Annotated in this window: 16 protein-coding genes; 10 read left to right on the top strand and 6 right to left on the bottom strand. The window is 71.0% G+C overall.

Annotated elements, in window-relative coordinates:
• Positions 1-50 precede the first annotated feature (50 nt).
• A complete protein-coding gene (locus tag KBX26_RS16855) occupies positions 51-2,156 on the top strand; it encodes a M14 family zinc carboxypeptidase (RefSeq protein ID WP_030327685.1) in 2,106 nt (701 codons plus the stop codon).
• A gap of 98 nt (positions 2,157-2,254) precedes the next feature.
• A complete protein-coding gene (locus KBX26_RS32410; RefSeq protein WP_210865839.1) occupies positions 2,255-2,887 on the top strand; it encodes a fasciclin domain-containing protein in 633 nt (210 codons plus the stop codon).
• Positions 2,888-2,893: 6 nt separating this feature from the next.
• Here the strand turns inward: KBX26_RS32410 and KBX26_RS16845 are convergent, their stop codons facing one another.
• Positions 2,894-3,898 (bottom strand): tyrosine-type recombinase/integrase, encoded by a 1,005-nt coding sequence (locus KBX26_RS16845; RefSeq protein ID WP_210865838.1) that lies wholly within the window; start codon positions 3,896-3,898, stop codon positions 2,894-2,896.
• A gap of 194 nt (positions 3,899-4,092) precedes the next feature.
• On the opposite strand from KBX26_RS16845, the gene KBX26_RS32405 reads away from it, so the two are divergent.
• Positions 4,093-4,848: a hypothetical protein gene (locus tag KBX26_RS32405; protein WP_247680722.1), complete on the top strand. Its 756-nt coding sequence runs from the start codon at positions 4,093-4,095 to the stop codon at positions 4,846-4,848.
• A gap of 194 nt (positions 4,849-5,042) precedes the next feature.
• Positions 5,043-8,312 (top strand): NACHT domain-containing NTPase, encoded by a 3,270-nt coding sequence (locus KBX26_RS16835; protein WP_247680735.1) that lies wholly within the window; start codon positions 5,043-5,045, stop codon positions 8,310-8,312.
• Positions 8,313-8,376: 64 nt separating this feature from the next.
• Here the strand turns inward: KBX26_RS16835 and KBX26_RS16830 are convergent, their stop codons facing one another.
• Positions 8,377-9,159, bottom strand: a complete 783-nt coding sequence (locus KBX26_RS16830) for an alpha/beta fold hydrolase (RefSeq protein WP_210865895.1) — start codon at positions 9,157-9,159, stop codon at positions 8,377-8,379.
• 171 nt (positions 9,160-9,330) lie between these two features.
• Positions 9,331-10,926 carry a beta-N-acetylhexosaminidase gene (locus KBX26_RS16825; protein WP_307857832.1) on the bottom strand — a complete coding sequence of 532 codons (1,596 nt, stop codon included), beginning with the start codon at positions 10,924-10,926 and terminating at the stop codon, positions 9,331-9,333.
• A gap of 212 nt (positions 10,927-11,138) precedes the next feature.
• Between KBX26_RS16825 and zwf the strand changes: the two genes are divergently transcribed.
• From zwf to KBX26_RS32770, 3 genes are all read left to right on the top strand, one after another.
• On the top strand, positions 11,139-12,518 hold the full coding sequence (zwf, locus tag KBX26_RS16820) for a glucose-6-phosphate dehydrogenase (RefSeq protein ID WP_210865835.1): 1,380 nt from the start codon (positions 11,139-11,141) through the stop codon (positions 12,516-12,518).
• A gap of 144 nt (positions 12,519-12,662) precedes the next feature.
• Positions 12,663-14,093 (top strand): OFA family MFS transporter, encoded by a 1,431-nt coding sequence (locus KBX26_RS16815; protein ID WP_210865834.1) that lies wholly within the window; start codon positions 12,663-12,665, stop codon positions 14,091-14,093.
• The gene (locus KBX26_RS32770; protein ID WP_256443348.1) at positions 14,090-14,215 is read left to right on the top strand and encodes a hypothetical protein; all 126 of its coding nucleotides are present in this window, start codon (positions 14,090-14,092) and stop codon (positions 14,213-14,215) included. Before KBX26_RS16815 ends, KBX26_RS32770 begins: the two co-directional genes overlap by 4 nt.
• A gap of 41 nt (positions 14,216-14,256) precedes the next feature.
• Here KBX26_RS32770 and KBX26_RS16810 read toward each other — a convergent pair whose 3' ends face one another.
• The gene (locus KBX26_RS16810) at positions 14,257-14,985 is read right to left on the bottom strand and encodes an SDR family NAD(P)-dependent oxidoreductase (protein ID WP_210865833.1); all 729 of its coding nucleotides are present in this window, start codon (positions 14,983-14,985) and stop codon (positions 14,257-14,259) included.
• A 224-nt stretch (positions 14,986-15,209) separates the two neighbouring features.
• On the opposite strand from KBX26_RS16810, the gene KBX26_RS16805 reads away from it, so the two are divergent.
• Both KBX26_RS16805 and KBX26_RS16800 read left to right on the top strand, forming a co-directional pair.
• Positions 15,210-15,671 carry a peroxiredoxin gene (locus KBX26_RS16805; RefSeq protein ID WP_030327675.1) on the top strand — a complete coding sequence of 154 codons (462 nt, stop codon included), beginning with the start codon at positions 15,210-15,212 and terminating at the stop codon, positions 15,669-15,671.
• 83 nt (positions 15,672-15,754) lie between these two features.
• Entirely contained in the window at positions 15,755-16,441 is a 687-nt protein-coding gene (locus tag KBX26_RS16800) for a hypothetical protein (RefSeq protein WP_210865832.1), read from the top strand.
• Between the two features lie 6 nt (positions 16,442-16,447).
• Here the strand turns inward: KBX26_RS16800 and KBX26_RS16795 are convergent, their stop codons facing one another.
• On the bottom strand, positions 16,448-16,900 hold the full coding sequence (locus KBX26_RS16795; protein ID WP_210865831.1) for a MarR family winged helix-turn-helix transcriptional regulator: 453 nt from the start codon (positions 16,898-16,900) through the stop codon (positions 16,448-16,450).
• A 96-nt stretch (positions 16,901-16,996) separates the two neighbouring features.
• On the opposite strand from KBX26_RS16795, the gene KBX26_RS16790 reads away from it, so the two are divergent.
• The gene (locus KBX26_RS16790; RefSeq protein ID WP_210865830.1) at positions 16,997-17,440 is read left to right on the top strand and encodes a hypothetical protein; all 444 of its coding nucleotides are present in this window, start codon (positions 16,997-16,999) and stop codon (positions 17,438-17,440) included.
• 172 nt (positions 17,441-17,612) lie between these two features.
• On the opposite strand, the gene eis is transcribed toward KBX26_RS16790, so the two are convergent.
• Complete coding sequence (gene eis / locus KBX26_RS16785) at positions 17,613-18,806, bottom strand: enhanced intracellular survival protein Eis (protein ID WP_210865829.1); 1,194 nt, start codon at positions 18,804-18,806, stop codon at positions 17,613-17,615.
• Positions 18,807-18,884 lie beyond the last annotated feature (78 nt).

The following is an 18,884-nucleotide window of genomic DNA, read 5'->3' as shown; positions in this document are numbered from 1 at the left end:
CGACGACCATGCTGATCGAATCGCGCCACGATCAACTAGTCGGAGGCCACATGCGACACCAGCGACCCCTAGCGATCGCCGTAGCCACACTCCTCACCCTCACCCTCACCACCGCACCCACCCCCGCCAACGCCCAGAGCGCGGCAGCACCCAACCAGGTCACCAACCTCACCATCCGCCAAGCCGACGGGTACGCCACCCTCGCCTGGCAACCCGTCGACGGGGCAACCGACTACCAGATCGAACGCACCGCCGTCGACGCCACCGGCACCCCCACCGGCGCACCCACCATCGTCGGCATCTGGCGCCCCAACCGCCAGATCAACCAACAGGCACCCACCTTCGCCGACGCCGGATTCAACCCCGGCGACACCTTCCAGTGGCGGGTACGCGCCCGCGCCGGCACCACCGAACAGCCCTACTCCGACCCGGTCGTCGCCACCACCACCGCACCCTGGGGCAACCCCGACACCCCCGGCGAGCAACTGCGCACCCAGTGGGAAACCGCCCACGCCGCCCAGTACACCAGCGACACCGACGAGTACGCCTACACCGCCGCCATCGACGCCCTCAGCGACCGCGTCCGCGTCGTCGAACTCGGCCGCACCGTCCAGAACCGACCGATCAACATGCTGGTCATCGGTTACCCCACCCCCGCGACCACCCCAGAGGCCGTCGCCGCCACCGCACCCGTGGCCATCAACTGCAACGTGCACGGCAACGAACCGGGCGACCGCGAAGCCTGCCTCATCATGGCCCGGCAACTCGCCTTCAGCACCGACCCCCGCATCACCGACCTGCTCAGCCACACCACCGTCCTGATCGTCCCCACCATCAACGGCGACGGCCGCGCCAACAACACCCGCGGCAACTCCACCGGCCAGGACCTCAACCGCGACTACTCACTGATCCGCCAGCCGGAAACCGCCGCGTACATCAAGATGGTCCGCGACTACCGACCCGTCGCCGGCTACGACGGCCACGAGTTCGGCAACTCCCGCGCCGGCGACCTGCCGATGCTGCCACCCCGACACCAGAACGTCGCCCAACCCATCTTCGACCAGTCCCAGGACATGATCGAAGGCCACATGTACACCAAGGGCGCCGAAGCCGGCTGGTGGGCCTGCCCCTACGGCTGCGAAGGCGGCGGCAACGTCGGCCTCAGCGAGGAAACCATCCTGCGCAACACCCTCGGCCTCAAGAACGTCGCCAACTCCCTGCTGGAACTGCGCAGCTCCGGCGGACAGACCCGACCCGACGAGGGCAACACCGCCAACAACCGACGCCGCAAGACCTACTCGGCCCTGTGGACCTTCCACCAGTTCCTGGACTACCACCGCGCCGACCGCAACGACATCCTCACCTCCCGCGCCGAGTCCATCGAAATCCAGGCCGCCAACACCGGCCGCCTCGTCTTCCGCGGCTCCCGACCCATCCCCGCCCACCCCGCCCCGCACCCCGGCGACAGCCCGCCGCCGCTCGACGCCCCCCGCGCCGACCTCATCCTCGACAACGCCCCCTGCGCCTACAAGCTCACCGACGAGCAGTACAACGGCGCACGCACCGACGGACCAGGCGGCGTCGGCACCACCGTCGCCCAGCGCATCGCCGCACACGGCTGGCAGGTCATCAAGACCAACGACGGCTGGTACGTCCCCCTCAACCAGCCCGAACGCGGCCTCATCCCGCTGCTGCTCGACACCCAGGGCGTCGAGAAGCTGACCGACGGCGAACGCGTCTACCCCACCCTCACCGGCCGACGCAACGGACCACTGACCGTCACCGGCTTCACCTGCGCCGCCGACGCCACCATCAACGGCCCCGTCACCGTCCAGCCCGGCGCGGCACTCGTCGCGACCGCAACGACAATCAGCGGACCCGTCAGCGCCAACCGCGCCGCCGGCGTCGTCCTCGCCGACAGCACCGTCAACGGCCCGCTGCAGATCACCACCACCAACGCGATCTCCATCATCGACGTCACCATCGCCGGCCCGGCCAGCCTCACCGGCAACACCACCGGCACCACCGCGGCACTGCTCGCCGGCAACACCATCCGCGGCCCGCTCAACTGCACCGCGAACAGCACCGCCCCGACCAACCTCGGCGTCGCCAACACCGTGCACGGCCCGCGCACCAACCAGTGCGCGGCACTGTGACCATCAGCTAGCCGAGCCGGCGTGCCGGCGGTGCGAGGCCACCACGCCCCGCACCGCCGGCACACCCCACCCCCCAACCCCGACCCGTGGAGCCCGCCGTGTCGAACCCGTCCCGCGCTCTGCACCTGGTTGCCGTGGCCCTGCTGCTGACCCCGGTCGCCTGCACCACCACAACGGACCCGAAGCCACCGCGCGACACCACCAGCGCCACCCAGGTCACCGGGCCGCTCTGCGCCGCCCTGCCCACCGGCACCGACCCCGGCAACCCGAGCTTCCTCGCCGACCAACCCGTCGACCAGGCACTGCGGTGGATCCCCACCCTCACCACGTTCGAAGCGGCCCTGCGCACCAGCGGCGCCCTCACCGACCTGCCCACCGGCACCGACGTCACCATCCTCGCCCCCTCCGACGACGCCTTCGCCGCCACGTTTTCCGAGGACAACTGGGACGACCTGATGACCCGCCACACCGACCAGCTCCGCACCCTGCTCAAGGCACACCTGATCACCGGAACCCACACCATCGACGACCTGGTGACCGCCGGCACCACCACCACCCTCGACGGCACCACCGTCACCGTCACCCGCACCGGACCCACCGCCCGCCTCGCCGACCGGGCCGACGCCGTGTGCGCCGACTACCGGGCCACCAACGCCCGCATCCACATCATCAACGCGGTCCTCGGCGCACTGCCCAAAACCGCCGGCGACACCGACGAGCGGGCCCACTGACCGCGCTCACCGCTCCTCCCGCACCGGCACCAGCGCGGCCAACGCCCGGTTGGTGCGGTTGGCCCGCACCGCGTCGCGCTGCTGAACGGCCGTCACCTCGATGTACGTCTGCGACGACGCCAACGACGCGTGCCCCAGCAACCGCATGATCTCCGCCGCGCTCGCCCCGTCCTCGGCCAACCGGGTCGCGAAGGTGTGCCGCAACGCGTGCAACCGCGCTCCCCGCGGCACCCGGTCACCGACGCCCGCCCGCCGAAAACACGACTCCACCAGATACTGCAGCCCACCCCGGCGCAGCGGCTCACCACGCCGATCCACCAGCAACGCCGAGTCCGGCCGCACCGACCGCGAACCGAAGCGCCGCACCCGACTGTCCAGGTAGTCCCGCAGCACCCGGTCCAGGTCCGCCTCGATCGGCACCACCCGGGGCCGCCCACCCTTGCCGAGCACCTCGATGCGCCGCTCACCAGGCCGACCCGCCAGCGAGCCGACCCGCAACGCCAGCAGCTCCGACAGGCGCAGCCCCGCGCACAGCGCCACCGCCAGCACCGCCACGTCCCGCTCCGGCCACGGGTCACGCTGCCGGCCGTCGTCGCGGGCGACCGCCGCGAGCAGCACCTCGGGGGTGTCCGCGCCGCGCAGCGGCTTCGGCTGGGGGAGGAGCGCCCGGGGCCGTCCGACCGCCGGCATCGGGTTGCCCGCCACCACCCCGTCGGCGACCAGGAAGGTGAAGAAACTGTTCCAGGTGGACCAGGCCCGGTGCACCGACGCGGGCGCCCGGGGAGCGGCGAAGCGGGCGAAGGCCGCCCGCATGACGCGGGGGGAGAGGTCGGTGATCAACAGCTCGTCGAGGGGGAGGGGAGTGGCGTCACCGTCGGCGACCAGGGCGGCCACCGCGTACAGGTCCCGACGGTAGGCAGCCAGGGTGTGGGGGGAGGGCTTGCCGGTGGCGCGAGCGGTCAGGAACTCCTCGATCAGCGCTCCGAGCGATTCGTCCTTTTTGTCATGCATAAGGGATATTATGCAGTATTTTCGCGTTCCCGGGAAGTGGCGGCGGGCGACCGCCGGGCGAGGGGGAGCCGACCCACCCAGGGCAGGTGCCGACGCTGTAGAACCCTCGACAGCAGCCGACCGGCGTTACCCACCGCCGGCCGCTGCGGGCGAAACCGAGTGAAGTCGATCGAGGAGCCCGTATCCTGCGCGGCATGACGTCGCCCGTCACCACCTGCCCGCGCTGTGGTCGGCCCGGTACGGCCACCGCCGACCGGGAGCCGGGCGGCCCGACGGATCTGATCTGCCCCGAAGGGCACCAGTGGCGGGCCGCCGGACGACCCGGGTGGGCTCGCTACGCGTCGCCGGGCCTCATCAGGCAGCCCGGCGCGGACGCATCGACCGTGACGCCACTCAAAGAGGTCGACAAGGACGGGCGCCGCTGGCGGATCGGCACCGCCGGCGACGTCGCCTGGTTCGCCGGGCAGACCACGCAGGGCCTCTCGATCACCGCCGCGATCCCGCCGGTGTTCGACGCGTACGCCACGTTCCATCCGCCCGACGGCGTCGGTTTCGCCGCCCACGAACGTGCCGTGGTGGACGAGTTGGTCGCGTGCACCCCGGACCAGCCCTGGTGGCTGGGCTACCTCGACACCGGCGCCCACGACGTCGTCTTCCCGCGCGCCCCGAGGGTGTCGCTCTACTCGGAGTATCCGTACGTGCTGGTCGAAGCCGGACCTGAACAGGCACTGACCTGGAGGGTCGGTCACATGCGCGGCGATGGCCCGCTGCCGGATCTGTTTTTTCCGGCGGATCGCTCGTGGCTCGTCTCCGCGCTGTGGGACGACACCTGGACCGACTTCGGCGCCAGCGCCGCTGTGGTTGCCCGCCTGCAGCGCAATCCGCTGGTCGCCGCCCGCCCCGTCAGCCTGGACGAGGACGCGTGCCCGCCCGGACTGACCCGCGAGTGACCACTGCCGAGGGGACCGTCAGATAACGGTACTTTACATAATGTGCATTATCGAATCGCGGTGGGAACGGCTGGACAGGGGACAGCCATGAATCCCCGCACGACGTAGCGTCATCAGTGGTCGCTGTCTCGTGAACTGTTGGCACGCGCACCAGTCAGACCTCACAGCAGACCAGGAGGAGACGCGGCGTGGGGATGGTCGAGACGGCGTTGCTGCGCCTGGCCGGCTCGGTGGTGACACCGGCAGTGAAACGGTGGCTGGGACGCCGCCGGGAACACCGGGAACGTGAGACGCCGCTCATCGAGCTGATCGGCTCCGGGATCACCGATGACCTCGGCCTGCGCCGGGCGGGCCGGCGGTTGGACGACATCGTCGACACCGTCTACGAACGCCTGCAGCCACTGGTTCGCCGCCGGGAGCCGGCGCTGCCCGACAACGAGATCGCCGCCGCCCTGAACGCGGTGGCCGACACGCTGCGCGACGCGGACCTGTCCGACGCCGCGGTGTTCGCCGACGACGTCGACCCCGCACTGATGGCCACCCGACTGCGCCGGCAACTGCCCGACGTTCCCGCGCGGGCGGGTCTGAGCGAGGCGGCAGCACACCTGTACGGACGGGTCCTCGACGAGTGCTGCACCTGCCTGACCCAGTTGGTGGTGCAACTCCCCCCGTTCCAGGGTCGCGCCACCGTGCAGACCCTGGAACGGCTGTCCGCGGTGGCCGACAGCCTGACCCAGGTCCTGGCCCGGCTGCCGGTGACCAGTCTGGACGCCCCGACCGGGACCAGTCATGACGCCCAGTTCCGGACCCGGTACCTGGCCCACCTGCTCACCGTGCTGGATCATCTGGAGCTGTTCGGCGTCGACGTGCACCGCTACCGGTTGCGTACCCCGTTGAGCATCGCGTACATCAGCCTGGCCGTCACCGGCGGCACCACCCGTGGCCTGCGCCGCAGTGGGTTCCGCTGGGGTCCCGGCCTGCTGCGCTCCGACGGCGGTGGTGGTGACAGCGCTTCGGTACGGGCCGAGCAGGCCCTTGGCGACGCGGCGCGGGTCCTGCTGCGTGGTGACGCCGGCTCCGGCAAGACCACTCTGATGCAGTGGATCGCGGTCACCGCGGCCCGGCACGGGTTCACCGGAGAACTCGACACCTGGAACGGGCGTACCCCGTTCCTGATCCGGCTGCGGGACCACGTCGCGCAGCCATTGCCTCCCCCGCAACGGTTCCTCGACCTGATCGCCGCCACGATCGCCGGGCTGATGCCTCCCGGCTGGGTGCACCGCCAACTCGGCACCGGGGCGATCCTGTTGGTCGACGGCGTCGACGAGGTGCCCGAGGGCCAACGGCGGACGGTCCGTGACTGGCTGCACGGCCTGCTGTCCGCCTACCCGGACCTGCGGGTCGTGGTCACCTCCCGGCCGGCTGCCGCGTCGGCCCGGTGGCTGGACACCGAAGGTTTCACCTCGGTGTTTCTGGAGCGGATGGGGCCGGCCGACGTCAAGGCGCTGATCCGGCACTGGCACGAGGCCGTCCGGCGCGCCGCCGACCTGCCCTGCGAACCCCATCTGCTGCCCGGCTACGAACAGCGGCTGCTCGCCCAGCTCGACGGCAGCGCCCACCTGCAGAACCTCGCCGGCAGCCCGCTGCTCTGCGCGATGCTGTGCGCGCTGAACCTGGACCGGGACAGCAACCTGCCCCGCAACCGGATGGACATCTACCAGGCTGCCATCGACATGCTGCTGCACCGCCGCGACTCCCAACGCGGAGTTCCCACCGCGCTGCCGGAACTGACCAGCCGCGACCAGGCGCAGCTGTTGCAGGAGGTCGCCTGGTGGATGACCCAGAACAGCCGCACCGAGCTCACCCGCGCCGAGGCGACGCAGCGCTTCGCGCATCGGTTGGCTGGGATCCGGCACATCACCGCCCCCGTCGCCGCCGTGCTCGAGCACATGATCCAACGCAGTGGGGTTTTGCGTGAGCCGGTGCCCGACCGCATCGACTTCGTCCATCGCACCTTTCAGGAATACCTGGCTGCCCGGGAGGCCGCCGACCAGGGGCACACCGGTGCCCTCCTTGAGCACGCCCATCTCGACACCTGGCGCGAAACCATCATTCTGGCCGCCGGTCACGCCAACGCGCCGGTCCGCAGGCAGCTCCTCGCCGGCCTGCTCGCGCTCGCCGACGAGCGACCGAAGCAGGCCCGAAGGTTGCGGCTGCTCGCCGCGGCGTGCCTGGAAACCGCGCCAGCGGTCGATCCGGAAGTCCTCACCCGGATCCGTTCCCACCTGCGTGAGCTGCTGCCCCGGTCCGTCGCCGAAGCCCGGTCCCTGGCGGCAGTCGGAGAACCGCTGCTCGCCGAGCTGCCGGCGGATCTCAGCACGTTGAGTGAGGCCCAGGCCGCCGCCACGGTCAGGGCTGTGGCGCTGGTCAACGGTCCCGATGCGCTCGCCACCCTCGCCCGCTACGGCACCGACCCGCGACCTCGCGTCCAGCAGCAGCTCATCACGGCGTGGGAGTACTTCGACCCCGCCGACTACGCCGACCGGGTCCTCGCTGACGCCCCGCTTGAGGGTGGCATGGCAACGATCCGCAGTGCAGCCCTGCTCCCCGCGCTGCCCCGGCTGCGTCATCTCGCCAAGACGGTCGTTATCACCGATCAGAAGGTGGACCTGGCCCAGTTGTCGGACGTGCCGCATCTGACCGAAGTTCACTTGACCGCGAGAGGGGTTGTTGGCGACCTTGGGCATCTGGCCAGGAATGTCGACCTGGTCAGTATTTGGTTGGATGCCGATCAGCAACTGTTGAATCTCTCCTCGCTGCGAGGGTTGCCCAGACTTACCAACCTGGCCTTGTGGGGCCTTGCACCTGATCAAGACCTCATCGCGCTCGCCTCTTTGCGGCAGCTGCACTGGCTTGCCTTGGGCGGTGTGGAGGTTCGCGACAGTCTCTTCGCTGAGCTCACCGCGCTGAGATTCCTGAGCTGCAGTCCATCCCCGCTGTGGGATCCGGCGATGCTCGATCCTCTGCAGAACCTGACGCAGCTGGCGCTCTATGCCAGCGAGGAGCCTGCCGGCGGGATTCGTGAGCTGGCGGTGAGGCTCCGCCACCTGAAAGTCACGTACGTGTCGTTGGGCGGGTGCGCCTGGCTGACCGACCTGGCCGCGCTGGCCTCGATCGACACACTGACCGAGTTGGTGATTGAAGGGACACCCGTCACCGACCTGAGTCCGTTGGCCGGGCTACCTCAGCTTGGCTGGCTGAGCATCGGCAACCATCAGCACTTGTTCGACCTCACTCCGCTTGCCGGACTGACGGAGCTCAAGGATCTCCGGATCTATGGTTCGGTGCCGGGACTCGACCTGACGCCGCTACACGGAAAACCCATGACCGTGCATCTCTCGCGAAGCGTCGAGCTGGCCGATACCGCGCCCCCGGACGGGGTGCGCATCAAACGCTTCGGGTGAGTGATGGGAGGCTGGGCGAACCCCGTGACCTCGTGGGCGGGGTCCGCTCCCCCACTGACGCGTCTCAGTCTCGGGTGCGGTGCAGCCAGTCCTGGGTGAGCGATCGCAGCAGGGCGGGTTGTTCGTACGGCAGGTAGTGCCCGGCTGTGTCGATCACGGTGTAGGTGCCGCGCGGGTAGTGGCGCATGGCGCGGAACTGGTCGGCGTAGCCGATGATGCGGTCCTGCCGGCCGGTGATCACGCTGACCGGGCCGTCGAAGACGACGTCGGCGTCCTCGTCGGGTAGCGCGTAGCCGGGCCCGGTCTGGAGTTTCTCTTGGAAGGCCGGGTCGCCGGGGCCGCCGGAGTTCAGTGCCGCCAGCACCGTCGCGACGACGGCCGGGGTGCGGTGGCCCAGTGCGGCGTCGAGGTGTTCGTGCAGGGCGGCGGGGGCGTCGTCGAGCCAGCCGGTGGGTGCGTCGAGTGGTGGGTCGGCGGGCAGGGTCCGGGTGTGGCGGGCGATGGTGACGCCGGGGCAGACGAGGAGCAGGCCGCGGACGAGGTCGGGTCGTTGGCGGGCGATGCCGGCGGCCAGGTACGCGCCGTAGGAGCTGCCGGCGAGCAGGGCTGGCGCGTCGAGGTGCTGGTCGAGCCAGGCGCAGACGGTGTCCAGCGTCGCCTGGGAGGTGGGTGGGCAGTGTGCGGGGGTGTCTCCGTGGCCGGGCAGGTCCAGGTAGATCTCGCGGAGGCCCGCGCCGGCGAGGGCGGGGCTGAGGGCGGCGGCCGTGGCGGCGCGGCTCATGCTGAACATCGGTAGGCACACCACCGCTGGTCCAGTGTCTGCTGATTGGTCGAACGCCAGGTTCATGGCGGGGTCCTTGTTGGAGTCGGCGGTGGTTGGCTGCTTCACCGTCTCATGGGCGGTGGCCGGCCCGCGCGCCGTCGAGGTCGAGGGGCCGGCTCTGGACCCCGGTGTTGACGGCGTTGGGCACCGGCCGTTTCGGCCGGTGCCCACCAACGAACAGCGGCGCGGTACGGCTCAGCGCCAGGGCACCTGTGGGGACGGGTAGAAGTCGACCTGTTGCAGCCGCCAGCGGGGTGCCTGCTCCCCCAGCCGGGTTCGGAACGATTCCCAGTCGTGGCTGGCGGAGGTGGACCAGCCGAGTTCGGCGATCGCGGGTAGGCGGGGGAAGGCCATGTATTCGATGTCGTCGAGGGTGCGCAGGGTTTCGGACCACAGGGGTGCCTCGACGCCGAGGATGGCGTTCTCGCCGACGCCGGTGACCCGGGTGGCAGGGTCCCAGCCGTACGCGTCGGACACCTCGATCAGGCCGGCCCAGCGCAGGCCGAGGCGGGTGTTGGCGTCGTACTTCATGTCCAGGTAGGCCTTGTTGGCCGGGGACATGATGATTTTGTTGCCGCGGGCGGCGGCCGCGGCGAGGCTGGCGTTGGTGGTGCCGGTGCCCCAGAACTGGGCGACAGCGTCGGTGGGCGGGTCGGCCTGGGTGATCTCGTTCCATCCGGAGGCGCGTTTGCCGTACTTGGCGACCAGGGGCAGGACCCGGTTCATGAAGGTGCGGTAGTCCTCGTCGGTGGTCGCGTGGGCTTCGTCGCCGCCAATGTGCAGGAACGGTCCGGGGGTGATGGCGGCGACCTCGCGGATGACGTCCTCGACGAATCGGTAGGTGAGTTCGTCGTTGATGCACAGGGAGCTGTAGCCGACCGCCATGTCGGTGCGCGGGGGCGGCGCGACGCCGTCGCAGTTGAGTTCGGGGTATGTCGACTGGGCGGCGTTGGTGTGCCCGGGCATGTCGATCTCGGGGATGATCGTGATGTGTCGCGCGGCGGCGTAGGCGACGACGGCCTGGTAGTCGGCCTTGGTGAGGTATCCGGGGCCGGCGCCGTCGACTCCGGTGCCGGGTCCGCCGCCGACGGTGGTGAGGCGGGGCCAGGAGTCGATCTGGATGCGCCAGCCCTGGTCGTCGGTCAGGTGCAGGTGCAGGTAGTTGATTTTGTACTGGCTGAGCAGGTCCACGTAGGCGGTGATGTCGTCCACTGTGTGGAAGTGCCGGGCGAGGTCGAGCATCGCACCCCGGTAGGCGAAGCGTGGGTAGTCGATGATTCGTCCGCCGGGGACTGTCCAGGTGATGCGCTGCCGGTCGGGTGCCTCGATCTGGGCGGGGAGCAGTTGGCGCAGTGTCTGGGTGCCGGCGAACAGGCCGGCGGGGGTGTTGGCGCGGATGGTGACGCCGCGGCGGGTGACGTCGAGTTGGTAGCCCTGCTGGCCGATGCGGTCGTCGGTGCCCTCGATGAGCAGGGCGATCTCGGGTAGCGGGGTGGAGCGTACGGGCAGGACGGGCAGGGGGTAGCCGGTGGCGGGGCGCAGGGTGGTGGCGAGTTGGTGGCCGATCTGCCGGGCGGCGGTGGAGCCGGGGGTGGTGCGGATGACGGTCAGCGGGGTGATCCGGAAGGCGTTGTGCGCGTCGGGTCGGGTTTCGACGGGTGCGGGGATAACGTCGCTGAGCTGCCGGGCTGGTGTGGTGGGTACCGCGGCGGGGGCGGGTGTGGCGGGCAGGGTGAGTGGGAGCGCGAGTGCGGCTATGGCCAGCAGCCGTGTGGTGTGTCGGCGACGCACGGTACCTCCAGGCCTCGTCATGATCGACCTTCGTCGATTAGAATCGCAGGCTACCGGCGCCCTGCCTGTACTGTAAACCTTCCTTAAGGTAAGGGCGTGTCGAGACAGCGTTGTCGCCGACCTCACGTGTGCCGCTCGCGGGGGAATTCCCGCGGCGGGTCGTGCCGTTGTCCGTTCGGAAGATCAGAAGCACATGATCGAATGGAAGTGCCATGCACATGCGCTCAGACGCGGTAGTGCTGTTCGGCGTCACGGGAGATCTCGTCTCGAAGAAGCTGTTCCCGGCGCTGTACGAGTTGACCCGGCGCGACCGCCTCGACGTCCCGGTGATCGGCGTGGCCCGCTCCCCCTGGGATGATCAGCAACTGGTCACCATGGCGCGCAAGTCGGTCACCGAGGCCAACGACGAGATCGACGACGAGACCTTCGACCGGCTCGCGGACAACCTCTCGATGATCTCCGGCAACTACGCCGACCCGGCGACGTACGAGCGGCTGGCGAAGCGGCTGCGCGACGCCGAGCGGCCGGTCTTCTACCTGGCGATCCCTCCGGCGGTGTTCGGTTCCGTCGTCGAGGGCCTGGCGGCCGTGGGTCTGGCCGACCGGGGTCGGGTGATCGTGGAGAAGCCGTTCGGGCGTGACCTGGAGTCCTCCCGCGAGCTGGATCGCACGCTGGGCGCGGCCTTCGCGCCGGAGCGGGTGTTCCGTATCGACCACTACCTCGGCAAGGAAGCCGTCGAGGGGCTCTACGCCTTCCGGTTCGCCAACCGGCTGTTCGAGCCGTTGTGGAACAACGAGCACATCGACAACATCCAGGTCACCCTCGCCGAGGGTTTCGGCACGCAGGGTCGGGCCGGCTTCTATGACACGGTGGGCGCGACCCGGGACGTGCTGCAGAACCACATCCTGCAGGTCGTCGCGCTCATCGCGATGGAGGCGCCGGCCAGCGAGGACACCGTGGCGTTCCGGGAGGCGGAGGCCGCGGTGCTGCGGCAGATCGCGCCGCTGTCGCCGCAGTCCACCGTCCGGGGGCAGTACGCCGGCTACCGCGACGAGCCGGGCGTGGCCCCGGATTCCAACACCGAGACGTTCGTGGCGACCCGGTTGACCGTCGACTCGCCCCGCTGGGCGGGTGTGCCGTTCTACCTGCGTACCGGCAAGTCCCTGCCGGGGACGGCGACGGAGGTCGTGGTCGAGTTCAAGCAGCCGCAGCGCTCGCTGATTCCGGCCGAGCGGGGCACGGCGACCGCGGCGAACCTGCTGCGCTTCCGGCTGGGGCGCGGTGACGGCATCACCATGTCGATCCAGGCGAAGAGCCCGGGCGCCGAGGTGGCGAGCCGACCGGTGGACCTGTCCGTCGACTTCGGTGCCGCTCTTGGTCGTCGCCAGGAGGCGTACGAGCGGCTGCTCGACGACGCCATGGACGGGCAGCACCTGCGCTTCGCGCGGGCCGAGACGATCGAGCAGGAGTGGCGCATCGTCGAGCCGATCCTGGATCTGCCGACGCCCGTGCGGTCGTACGAGAAGGGCAGCTGGGGTCCGGCGGACGCCGACGCGCTGGCTGGCGGCTGGCATGTCCCGGACCTGCGCTAGCTGCCGACGCCGCGGCGCGCGGGTGGCTGACTGACCGCTCAGCTCAGCGGAGCGACCGTCCGGCGACGGTGAGGTTTGCCGCTCACGAGTGCGCTGGGCACGTTGGGGGCGACGTTTCTCGTCCTCACCGAGAGGAAGCAGCGCATGCTTTCCGCACTCGATCGTCGGCACACCGTCGCGCCGCCCGGCTACAGCCGCTGGCTCATCCCCCCGGCGGCGTTGGCCATCCACCTCTGCATCGGTCAGGTCTACGCCACCAGCGTCTACAAGAACTCCCTGATCGCCCACTTCGACACCAGCCAGACGGCGATCGGGGTGATCTTCAGCATCGCGATCGTGATGCTCGGGTTGTCCGCGGCCGTCGCCGGGACCTGGGTGGAGGCGAACGGGCCGCGCAAGGCCATGTTCGTCTCGGCCTGTTTCTGGGCGGCGGGTTTCCTGGTGGGTTCGCTGGGCATCGCCACGAAGCAGCTGTGGTTGCTGTATCTGGGCTACGGGTTGCTCGGCGGCATCGGCCTGGGCATCGGCTACATCTCCCCCGTCTCCACCCTGATCAAGTGGTTCCCGGACCGGCCGGGCCTGGCCACCGGGCTGGCGATCATGGGGTTCGGTGGTGGGGCGATGGTCGCCTCTCCCCTGTCCCGGCAACTGCTGTCCTTCTACGACGCCGGCTACGACCCGGCCAACGCCGGGTCGACGGCCTCGGGCAGCGCCCTGGTGTGGCTGTTCGTCACGCTCGGCCTGGGCTACTTCGTGATCATGATGTTCGGGGTGGCGAACGTGCGGGTGCCGGCGCAGGACTGGCGTCCGGCCGGTTTCGATCCGGCGAGCGTGGCGGCGAAGCCGCTGGTCACCACGGCGAACGTGTCGGCGGCGAACGCGGTGAAGACCCGCTCGTTCTGGCTGCTGTGGGTGGTGCTGTTCTGCAACGTGACAGCCGGCATCGGCATCCTGGAACAGGCCAGCCCGATGATCCAGGACTTCTTCCGCGACAACGGCACCTCGGCGGTGACCGTCGCGGCGGCCGGCGGGTTCGTGGGCCTGCTGTCGCTGTTCAACATGGCCGGCCGGTTCGTGTGGTCGTCCACCTCGGACGTCATCGGCCGCAAACCCATCTACCTGGTGTACCTGGGTGTCGGCATGGTGCTGTACGCGCTGCTGGCGCTCGTCGGGCAGACCTCGACGGCGCTGTTCGTGCTGTTGGCGTGCGTGATCCTGTCGTTCTACGGCGGTGGGTTCGCGACGGTGCCGGCGTACCTGCGTGACCTGTTCGGCACCTTCCAGGTCGGCGCGATCCACGGGCGGCTGCTGACCGCCTGGTCGGCGGCGGGCATCGCGGGTCCGCTGATCGTCAACGGGTTCCTCGACGCGCAGGGCGAGCCGGGCTCGCTGACGGCCGCGGCGTACCGGCCGGCGCTGTTCACGATGGTCGGGGTGCTGGCGGTGGGCTTCGCGGCGAACCTGCTGGTCCGGCCGGTGCCGCAGCGCTACCACGAACCACCGGCGAATCAGCGCGCCGACGAGACGGCGCACCGGGACGAGGACACGACGAGGCAGAGGAGTGGTACGCGATGAGTGAGGACAGCCGTCCCGGGCAGCAGGCCCGGTTGTGGATCTCCTGGTTGGTGGTGGCGGCGCTGCTCGGCTACGGGGTCGCGCAGACCGTCATCACCGCGGCGAAGCTGTTCACCCACTGAGGTGCGTGCGGGGTGCCGTGCGACGGCACCCCGCAGCGCGGTCAGAGGCCGCCGGAGACGCGCAGCACGGTCCCGGTGGCGTACGAGGCGTCCGGGCCGAGCAGCCAGGCGATGGCGGCGGCGATCTCGTCGGGTTCGCCGGCGCGGCCCAGTGGGATACGGCCGACGGCCGAGTCGGCGCGGTCGGGCACCCCGGAGTCGGCGTGGATGTCGGTGCGCACGATGCCGGGGGCGACGGCGTTGACCCGGATGCCCCTGGGGGCGAGTTCCTTGGCCAGGCCGACGGTGAGGGTGTCGGTGGCGGCCTTCACGGCGGCGTAGTGCACGTACTCCCCCGGGCTGCCGAGGGTCGCCGCCGCCGAGGAGACGTTGACGATCGCCCCACCGTCGGTGAGCCGCCGGGCGGCCTGCTGGGCGCAGAGGACGTAGCCGACGAGGTTGACGTCGACGACCCGGCGCAGGTCCTCGACGCGCAGCTCGGTGAAGGGCCCGATGAGGCTGGTGACGCCGGCGTTGTTGACCAGGCCGGTGAGCGGGCCCAGCTCGGCGGCCGCGTCGAACAGGGCGCGTACCTGCTCGGGGTCGGTGGTGTCGGCCCGTACCGCGATGGCCTGTGCGCCGGCGGCCCGCAGGTCGGCCAGGACGGCGTCGGCGGCGTTGTGGTCGTGGCGGTAGCACAGGGCGATGTGGTGACCGGCGTGGGCGAGACGGCGGGCGGTGGCCGCGCCGATGCCCCGGCCGCCGCCGGTGATGACGGTGACGGGTGCCACGGTGCCTCCAGGGATGTCGGTGGGATGGGCCGACGCTACCGTGACCGGCGCGGGTCGGTCGTCGAGAGGAGAGTCACACGCAGCGGGCGCCGGTCCCCGCGCCGACGTCGGCGGTGCCGGCCGGGCGGGCCCAGGCCGATGAGATGGCGGCGCTCTGGGGGTGATCGCTTACGCTCACCGCGCGGTCGATCGGGCAGCGGTCGATCCGACGATGGAGGTGCGCGGTGGCGGGTGTGGGTGTCGGCGACGTGGTGCAGGATTTCGAGCTGCCGGATGAGACGGGCACGCCGCGGCGACTGTCGGAGTTCCTGGCGACCGGGCCGGTGGTGCTGTTCTTCTACCCGGGCGCGATGACCCGCGGGTGCACTGCGGAGAGCTGCCACTTCCGCGACCTCGCGGCGGAGTTCACGGCGGTGGGCGCGTCGCGGGTGGGCATCAGCCGGGACCCGGTGGCGAAGCAGGCCGAGTTCTCGACGCTGCACGGGTTCGACTATCCGCTGCTCTCGGATGCGGACGGGACGGTGGCGCAGCAGTTCGGGGTGAAGCGGCGGCTGCCGTTGGGGGCGTTGAGCACGAAGCGGATGACGTTCGTGATCGGCACCGACCGGCGGGTCATCGAGGTGATCCACAGTGAGGTGAGCATGAACGACCACGCGGACCGGGCGCTGCGGGCGCTGGGCGGCTGAGCGGGCGTGAGCCCCGTGCGGCGGGTGTCGCAGCCGGCTGATATCAAGACAGCAATCAAACAGGTGTACGGAAGAGGGTTGTGATGGATGCCGGCCAGGGTTTGTCCACTAGCGAGGTGCAGAGCATCCGGGAGGCGTTGGCGGCCGGGCGTAAGCCACGGGTGGTGTTCACCGCGGCGGCGGGGCAGATCGCCGGTCAGGTCGGCCAGGTGATCGAGCTGACCGACCCGGAGGTGTCCGACGAGTTCGTGGTGGTGCGCTTCGGCCGCGACGAGTTGCCGTTCTCCCCCGCCGACCTGGCCGTGGCGCCCAAGGGGGCCGGCCGTCGGGTAATGGAGCCGAAGCCGGAGCCCGAGCCGGAGACGCCGCCCGCGGTGGCCGCGCCGGAGTTCGTGTTGGACACGCCGCGGGTGCCCGCGCAGCGACAGGAGGAGCCGAAGGTGGAGCAGACGGAGAAGCCGCCGGCGCGGCGGGCGGTCAAGGCCGTCAAGCCGAAGGGCCCCGCGGGTCTCACCGTGACCCTGGCGTACGCCGACGGTGAGTGGACCGTCGCGGCGCAGCAGGGCAGCAAAGCCCTCGCGAAGCCGTACGTGGTGAAGCCGGCCGAGGCGTTGAAGATGGTGGCCCTGGTCGACGTGCCGGGGGTGCAGGAGGCGGTGGAGCAGATCCTCGGCACCGAGCGGGCCGAGGCGGAGCAGCAGGCCGAGAAGCTGCGCGCCGAGTTGGCCGAGATCGAGGCCCGGCTGGCGGAGCTGCGCGAGGCCCGCTGAGGCGGGTCAGTGCCGGCTGTGGTGCCGCAGCAGCCGGGTGAGCAGTCGGGTCAGCTGTTCGCGCTCGTGGGTGGACAGTGGGGCGAGCAGGTCGGCCTGCACGCGCTCGACTGTCGCGCCCATCCGGCGCGCCTCGTCGGCGCCGGCGTCGGTGACGCTGATGACGTTGCGGCGGCGATCGGCCGGGTCGGGGGCGCGCACCACGAGCCCTCGGCCGGCCAGGTCGTTGATGGTGGCCACCACGTCGCTGCGGTCGATGCCGCAGCGCCGGCCGAGGTCGGCCTGGCTCGCGGGCCCGTCCTCGGTCAGGGTGGCGAGCAGCCGGTAGTGGTAGCCGCGCAGGTCGTGCGCGGCGAAGCCCTCGCTGAGCAGCCGGGCGGCGTGGCTGGCGGTCTGGTTGAGCAGCCAGCTCGGGGTGGTGCTGAGCCCGGCGGGTGACTGCGGGGCCGCGTGATCCATGGGGCGCAGCCTACCAGGAATCGTTGGCGCGACCCACGATCCGTGTTACGTTGGCTGCACCAACGTTGGCGCGGCCAACGTTTCGAAGGAGGCGTCATGTCCACCGCTCCCACCCTCAACGGCCAGGTCATCGGCCAGGCCCACTACGCCACCCGCGCGCTGCTCGAACGGAGCGTCGCTCCCCTCGGCGTCGAGTTCCACCAGCTGCTCGCCCTCAATGTCCTCGCCAACGGCCCGGTCGAGCAGGCCCAGCTCACCCAACGGATCACCAGCACCCTCAAGGTCGACGAGCGGGAGGTGCGGCGGGTGCTCACCACCCTCGTCGACGCGGACCTCGCCCAGAGCGACCCGGACGACGCGACCCGGCTACGGCTCACCGACGCCGGTCGCGCCGTGCAGGCCCGCATCGCCGACGCCGTCGCGGGCATCAGCGCCCGCCTGTACGCGGACATCGCACCCGCCGACGCCAGCGCCGCCGCCCAGGTGCTCACAGTGGTCACCCAGCGCGCGAACGCCGAACTGGCAGCGATCCCGACCTGACCGGGAACGAGTCCACCACCGTCGACCAGTGGGTAGCGCAGCGACCAGGGGGGCGTGCCCGTTCCGGTGACCGGCCCCCGCGCGGGGGCCGGCGCGTCAGCGTGAAACGCCGGCCAGCGACCCACGCGTCAGCGTGACGCCGGCCAGCGACCCGCCTGCCGGGCCCGGTCGGTCAGAAGTAGTCGAGCAGCTGCGCCGGGCCGCCCACCCCCAGCAGGTCCAGGGCGGCCGGGTCGGCGTCAGCGGCGCTGTGCAGCAGCCCGGCCTGCGCCACCGACCGGGCGTGCGCCGCCCCGGCGTACAACAGCGCGAAACCGCGCACGTCCAAGCGCAGGTCCGCCTCGGCGTCGACGCGGGTCAGCTCGGCGGCGCCGTCGGCGACAGCCAATCGCCAGGTGCCGGTGTTCCACTCGGCGAGCGGGTCGATGAGGTGGAAGTCGACAACGCCCCGGGCGTGAACGGGCCACCCCCGCGCGCCCACCGCGCGGGCCACCTCCACCGGTCGGTGCATCCACAGATCCCGCTCGTGCTCGCGGGCCGACTCCAGCGGCAGCTGAACGCCGACCGCGTCCCCGTCGAGCGGGCACAGCCGCACCGTCGGCGCGACGCTGGCCCAACTGCCGAGGACCCCGACGAGTTGCCGGGCCGCCTCGGCGGTGGTGGCCAGCGCCTCGTCGACGGTGAGCACCGAGTCGGCTCCGTAGCCCCGGCCCCGCTGCCAGGTGGCGTAACCGACCAGCTCGCCGTCGGCCTCGACGAGGGTCAGCCCGTCGCCGGGCAGGCCCCCGTCGGCGGCGAAGAAGTCGTACAGCGTCCCCCGGCGCGTGAGCATGCCGTTGCGGTGCCGGGCGACCTGCTCGTAGAGGTCGGCGACGGCGGCCAGGTCGGCGGGTGTACCGGCCCGCACGCTCAGGTGCGCGGCGGGCCGGTGCCGGGGCAGCGCGGCGGTGGCCAGGTTGAGCGTGCGCAGCACCCCGGCTGCCTCCCACCCGCAGGCCCGGTACGGGGCGGCCACGGTCGGGTACAGGGCGCTGACCGCAGCTCCCCGCTCGCGGGCGCCGCGCAGCAGAGTGGTGAGCAGCGCTCGGGCCACACCCCGGCCCCGGGCCTCGGGCGCGACCGCCACCCCGGCCACGTCGGCCGCCGGCACCGCCCGGCCCGACCACCACTGGTCGTGGTGCAGGTCGACGGCCTTACCGACGAGCCGACCGGCGTCGTCGAACGCGCCGTAGCGGGTCAGGCCGGGCACGTCGACGCTCGTGCTGGCGGGGCGCTGCGGGTCGGAGCCGAACGCGAACCGACCCAACTCCCAGGCGGCGTCGAGGTCATCGGTGGAGAGTTCACGTACGTGCACAGTCGCGGGCATCGGGACAACCTAACCGGACGGCTCCGCAGCCACCGCTGATTTACCGCCGCCATGATCACCCCGGCCCGCGATCTTGCA

This window comes from Micromonospora sp. C97 (genome assembly GCF_018070385.1).
GTDB lineage: Bacteria > Actinomycetota > Actinomycetes > Mycobacteriales > Micromonosporaceae > Micromonospora > Micromonospora parva.
This window is presented reverse-complemented; position numbering and strand designations above follow the sequence as displayed.

Excerpts from the sequence above, each read along its gene's own strand:
- KBX26_RS16830 (WP_210865895.1), bottom strand. The coding sequence starts at position 9,159 with ATGAACCTGGCGTTCGACCAATCAGCAGACACTGGACCAGCGGTGGTG.
- KBX26_RS16845 (WP_210865838.1), bottom strand. The coding sequence starts at position 3,898 with ATGCATGACAAAAAGGACGAATCGCTCGGAGCGCTGATCGAGGAGTTC.
- KBX26_RS16855 (WP_030327685.1), top strand. The coding sequence starts at position 51 with ATGCGACACCAGCGACCCCTAGCGATCGCCGTAGCCACACTCCTCACC.
- KBX26_RS16790 (WP_210865830.1), top strand. The coding sequence starts at position 16,997 with ATGTCCACCGCTCCCACCCTCAACGGCCAGGTCATCGGCCAGGCCCAC.
- KBX26_RS16800 (WP_210865832.1), top strand. The coding sequence starts at position 15,755 with ATGGATGCCGGCCAGGGTTTGTCCACTAGCGAGGTGCAGAGCATCCGG.
- KBX26_RS32405 (WP_247680722.1), top strand. The coding sequence starts at position 4,093 with ATGACGTCGCCCGTCACCACCTGCCCGCGCTGTGGTCGGCCCGGTACG.
- KBX26_RS16815 (WP_210865834.1), top strand. The coding sequence starts at position 12,663 with ATGCTTTCCGCACTCGATCGTCGGCACACCGTCGCGCCGCCCGGCTAC.
- KBX26_RS16835 (WP_247680735.1), top strand. The coding sequence starts at position 5,043 with ATGGTCGAGACGGCGTTGCTGCGCCTGGCCGGCTCGGTGGTGACACCG.
- KBX26_RS16795 (WP_210865831.1), bottom strand. The coding sequence starts at position 16,900 with ATGGATCACGCGGCCCCGCAGTCACCCGCCGGGCTCAGCACCACCCCG.
- KBX26_RS32770 (WP_256443348.1), top strand. The coding sequence starts at position 14,090 with ATGAGTGAGGACAGCCGTCCCGGGCAGCAGGCCCGGTTGTGGATCTCC.
- zwf (WP_210865835.1), top strand. The coding sequence starts at position 11,139 with ATGCACATGCGCTCAGACGCGGTAGTGCTGTTCGGCGTCACGGGAGAT.
- eis (WP_210865829.1), bottom strand. The coding sequence starts at position 18,806 with ATGCCCGCGACTGTGCACGTACGTGAACTCTCCACCGATGACCTCGAC.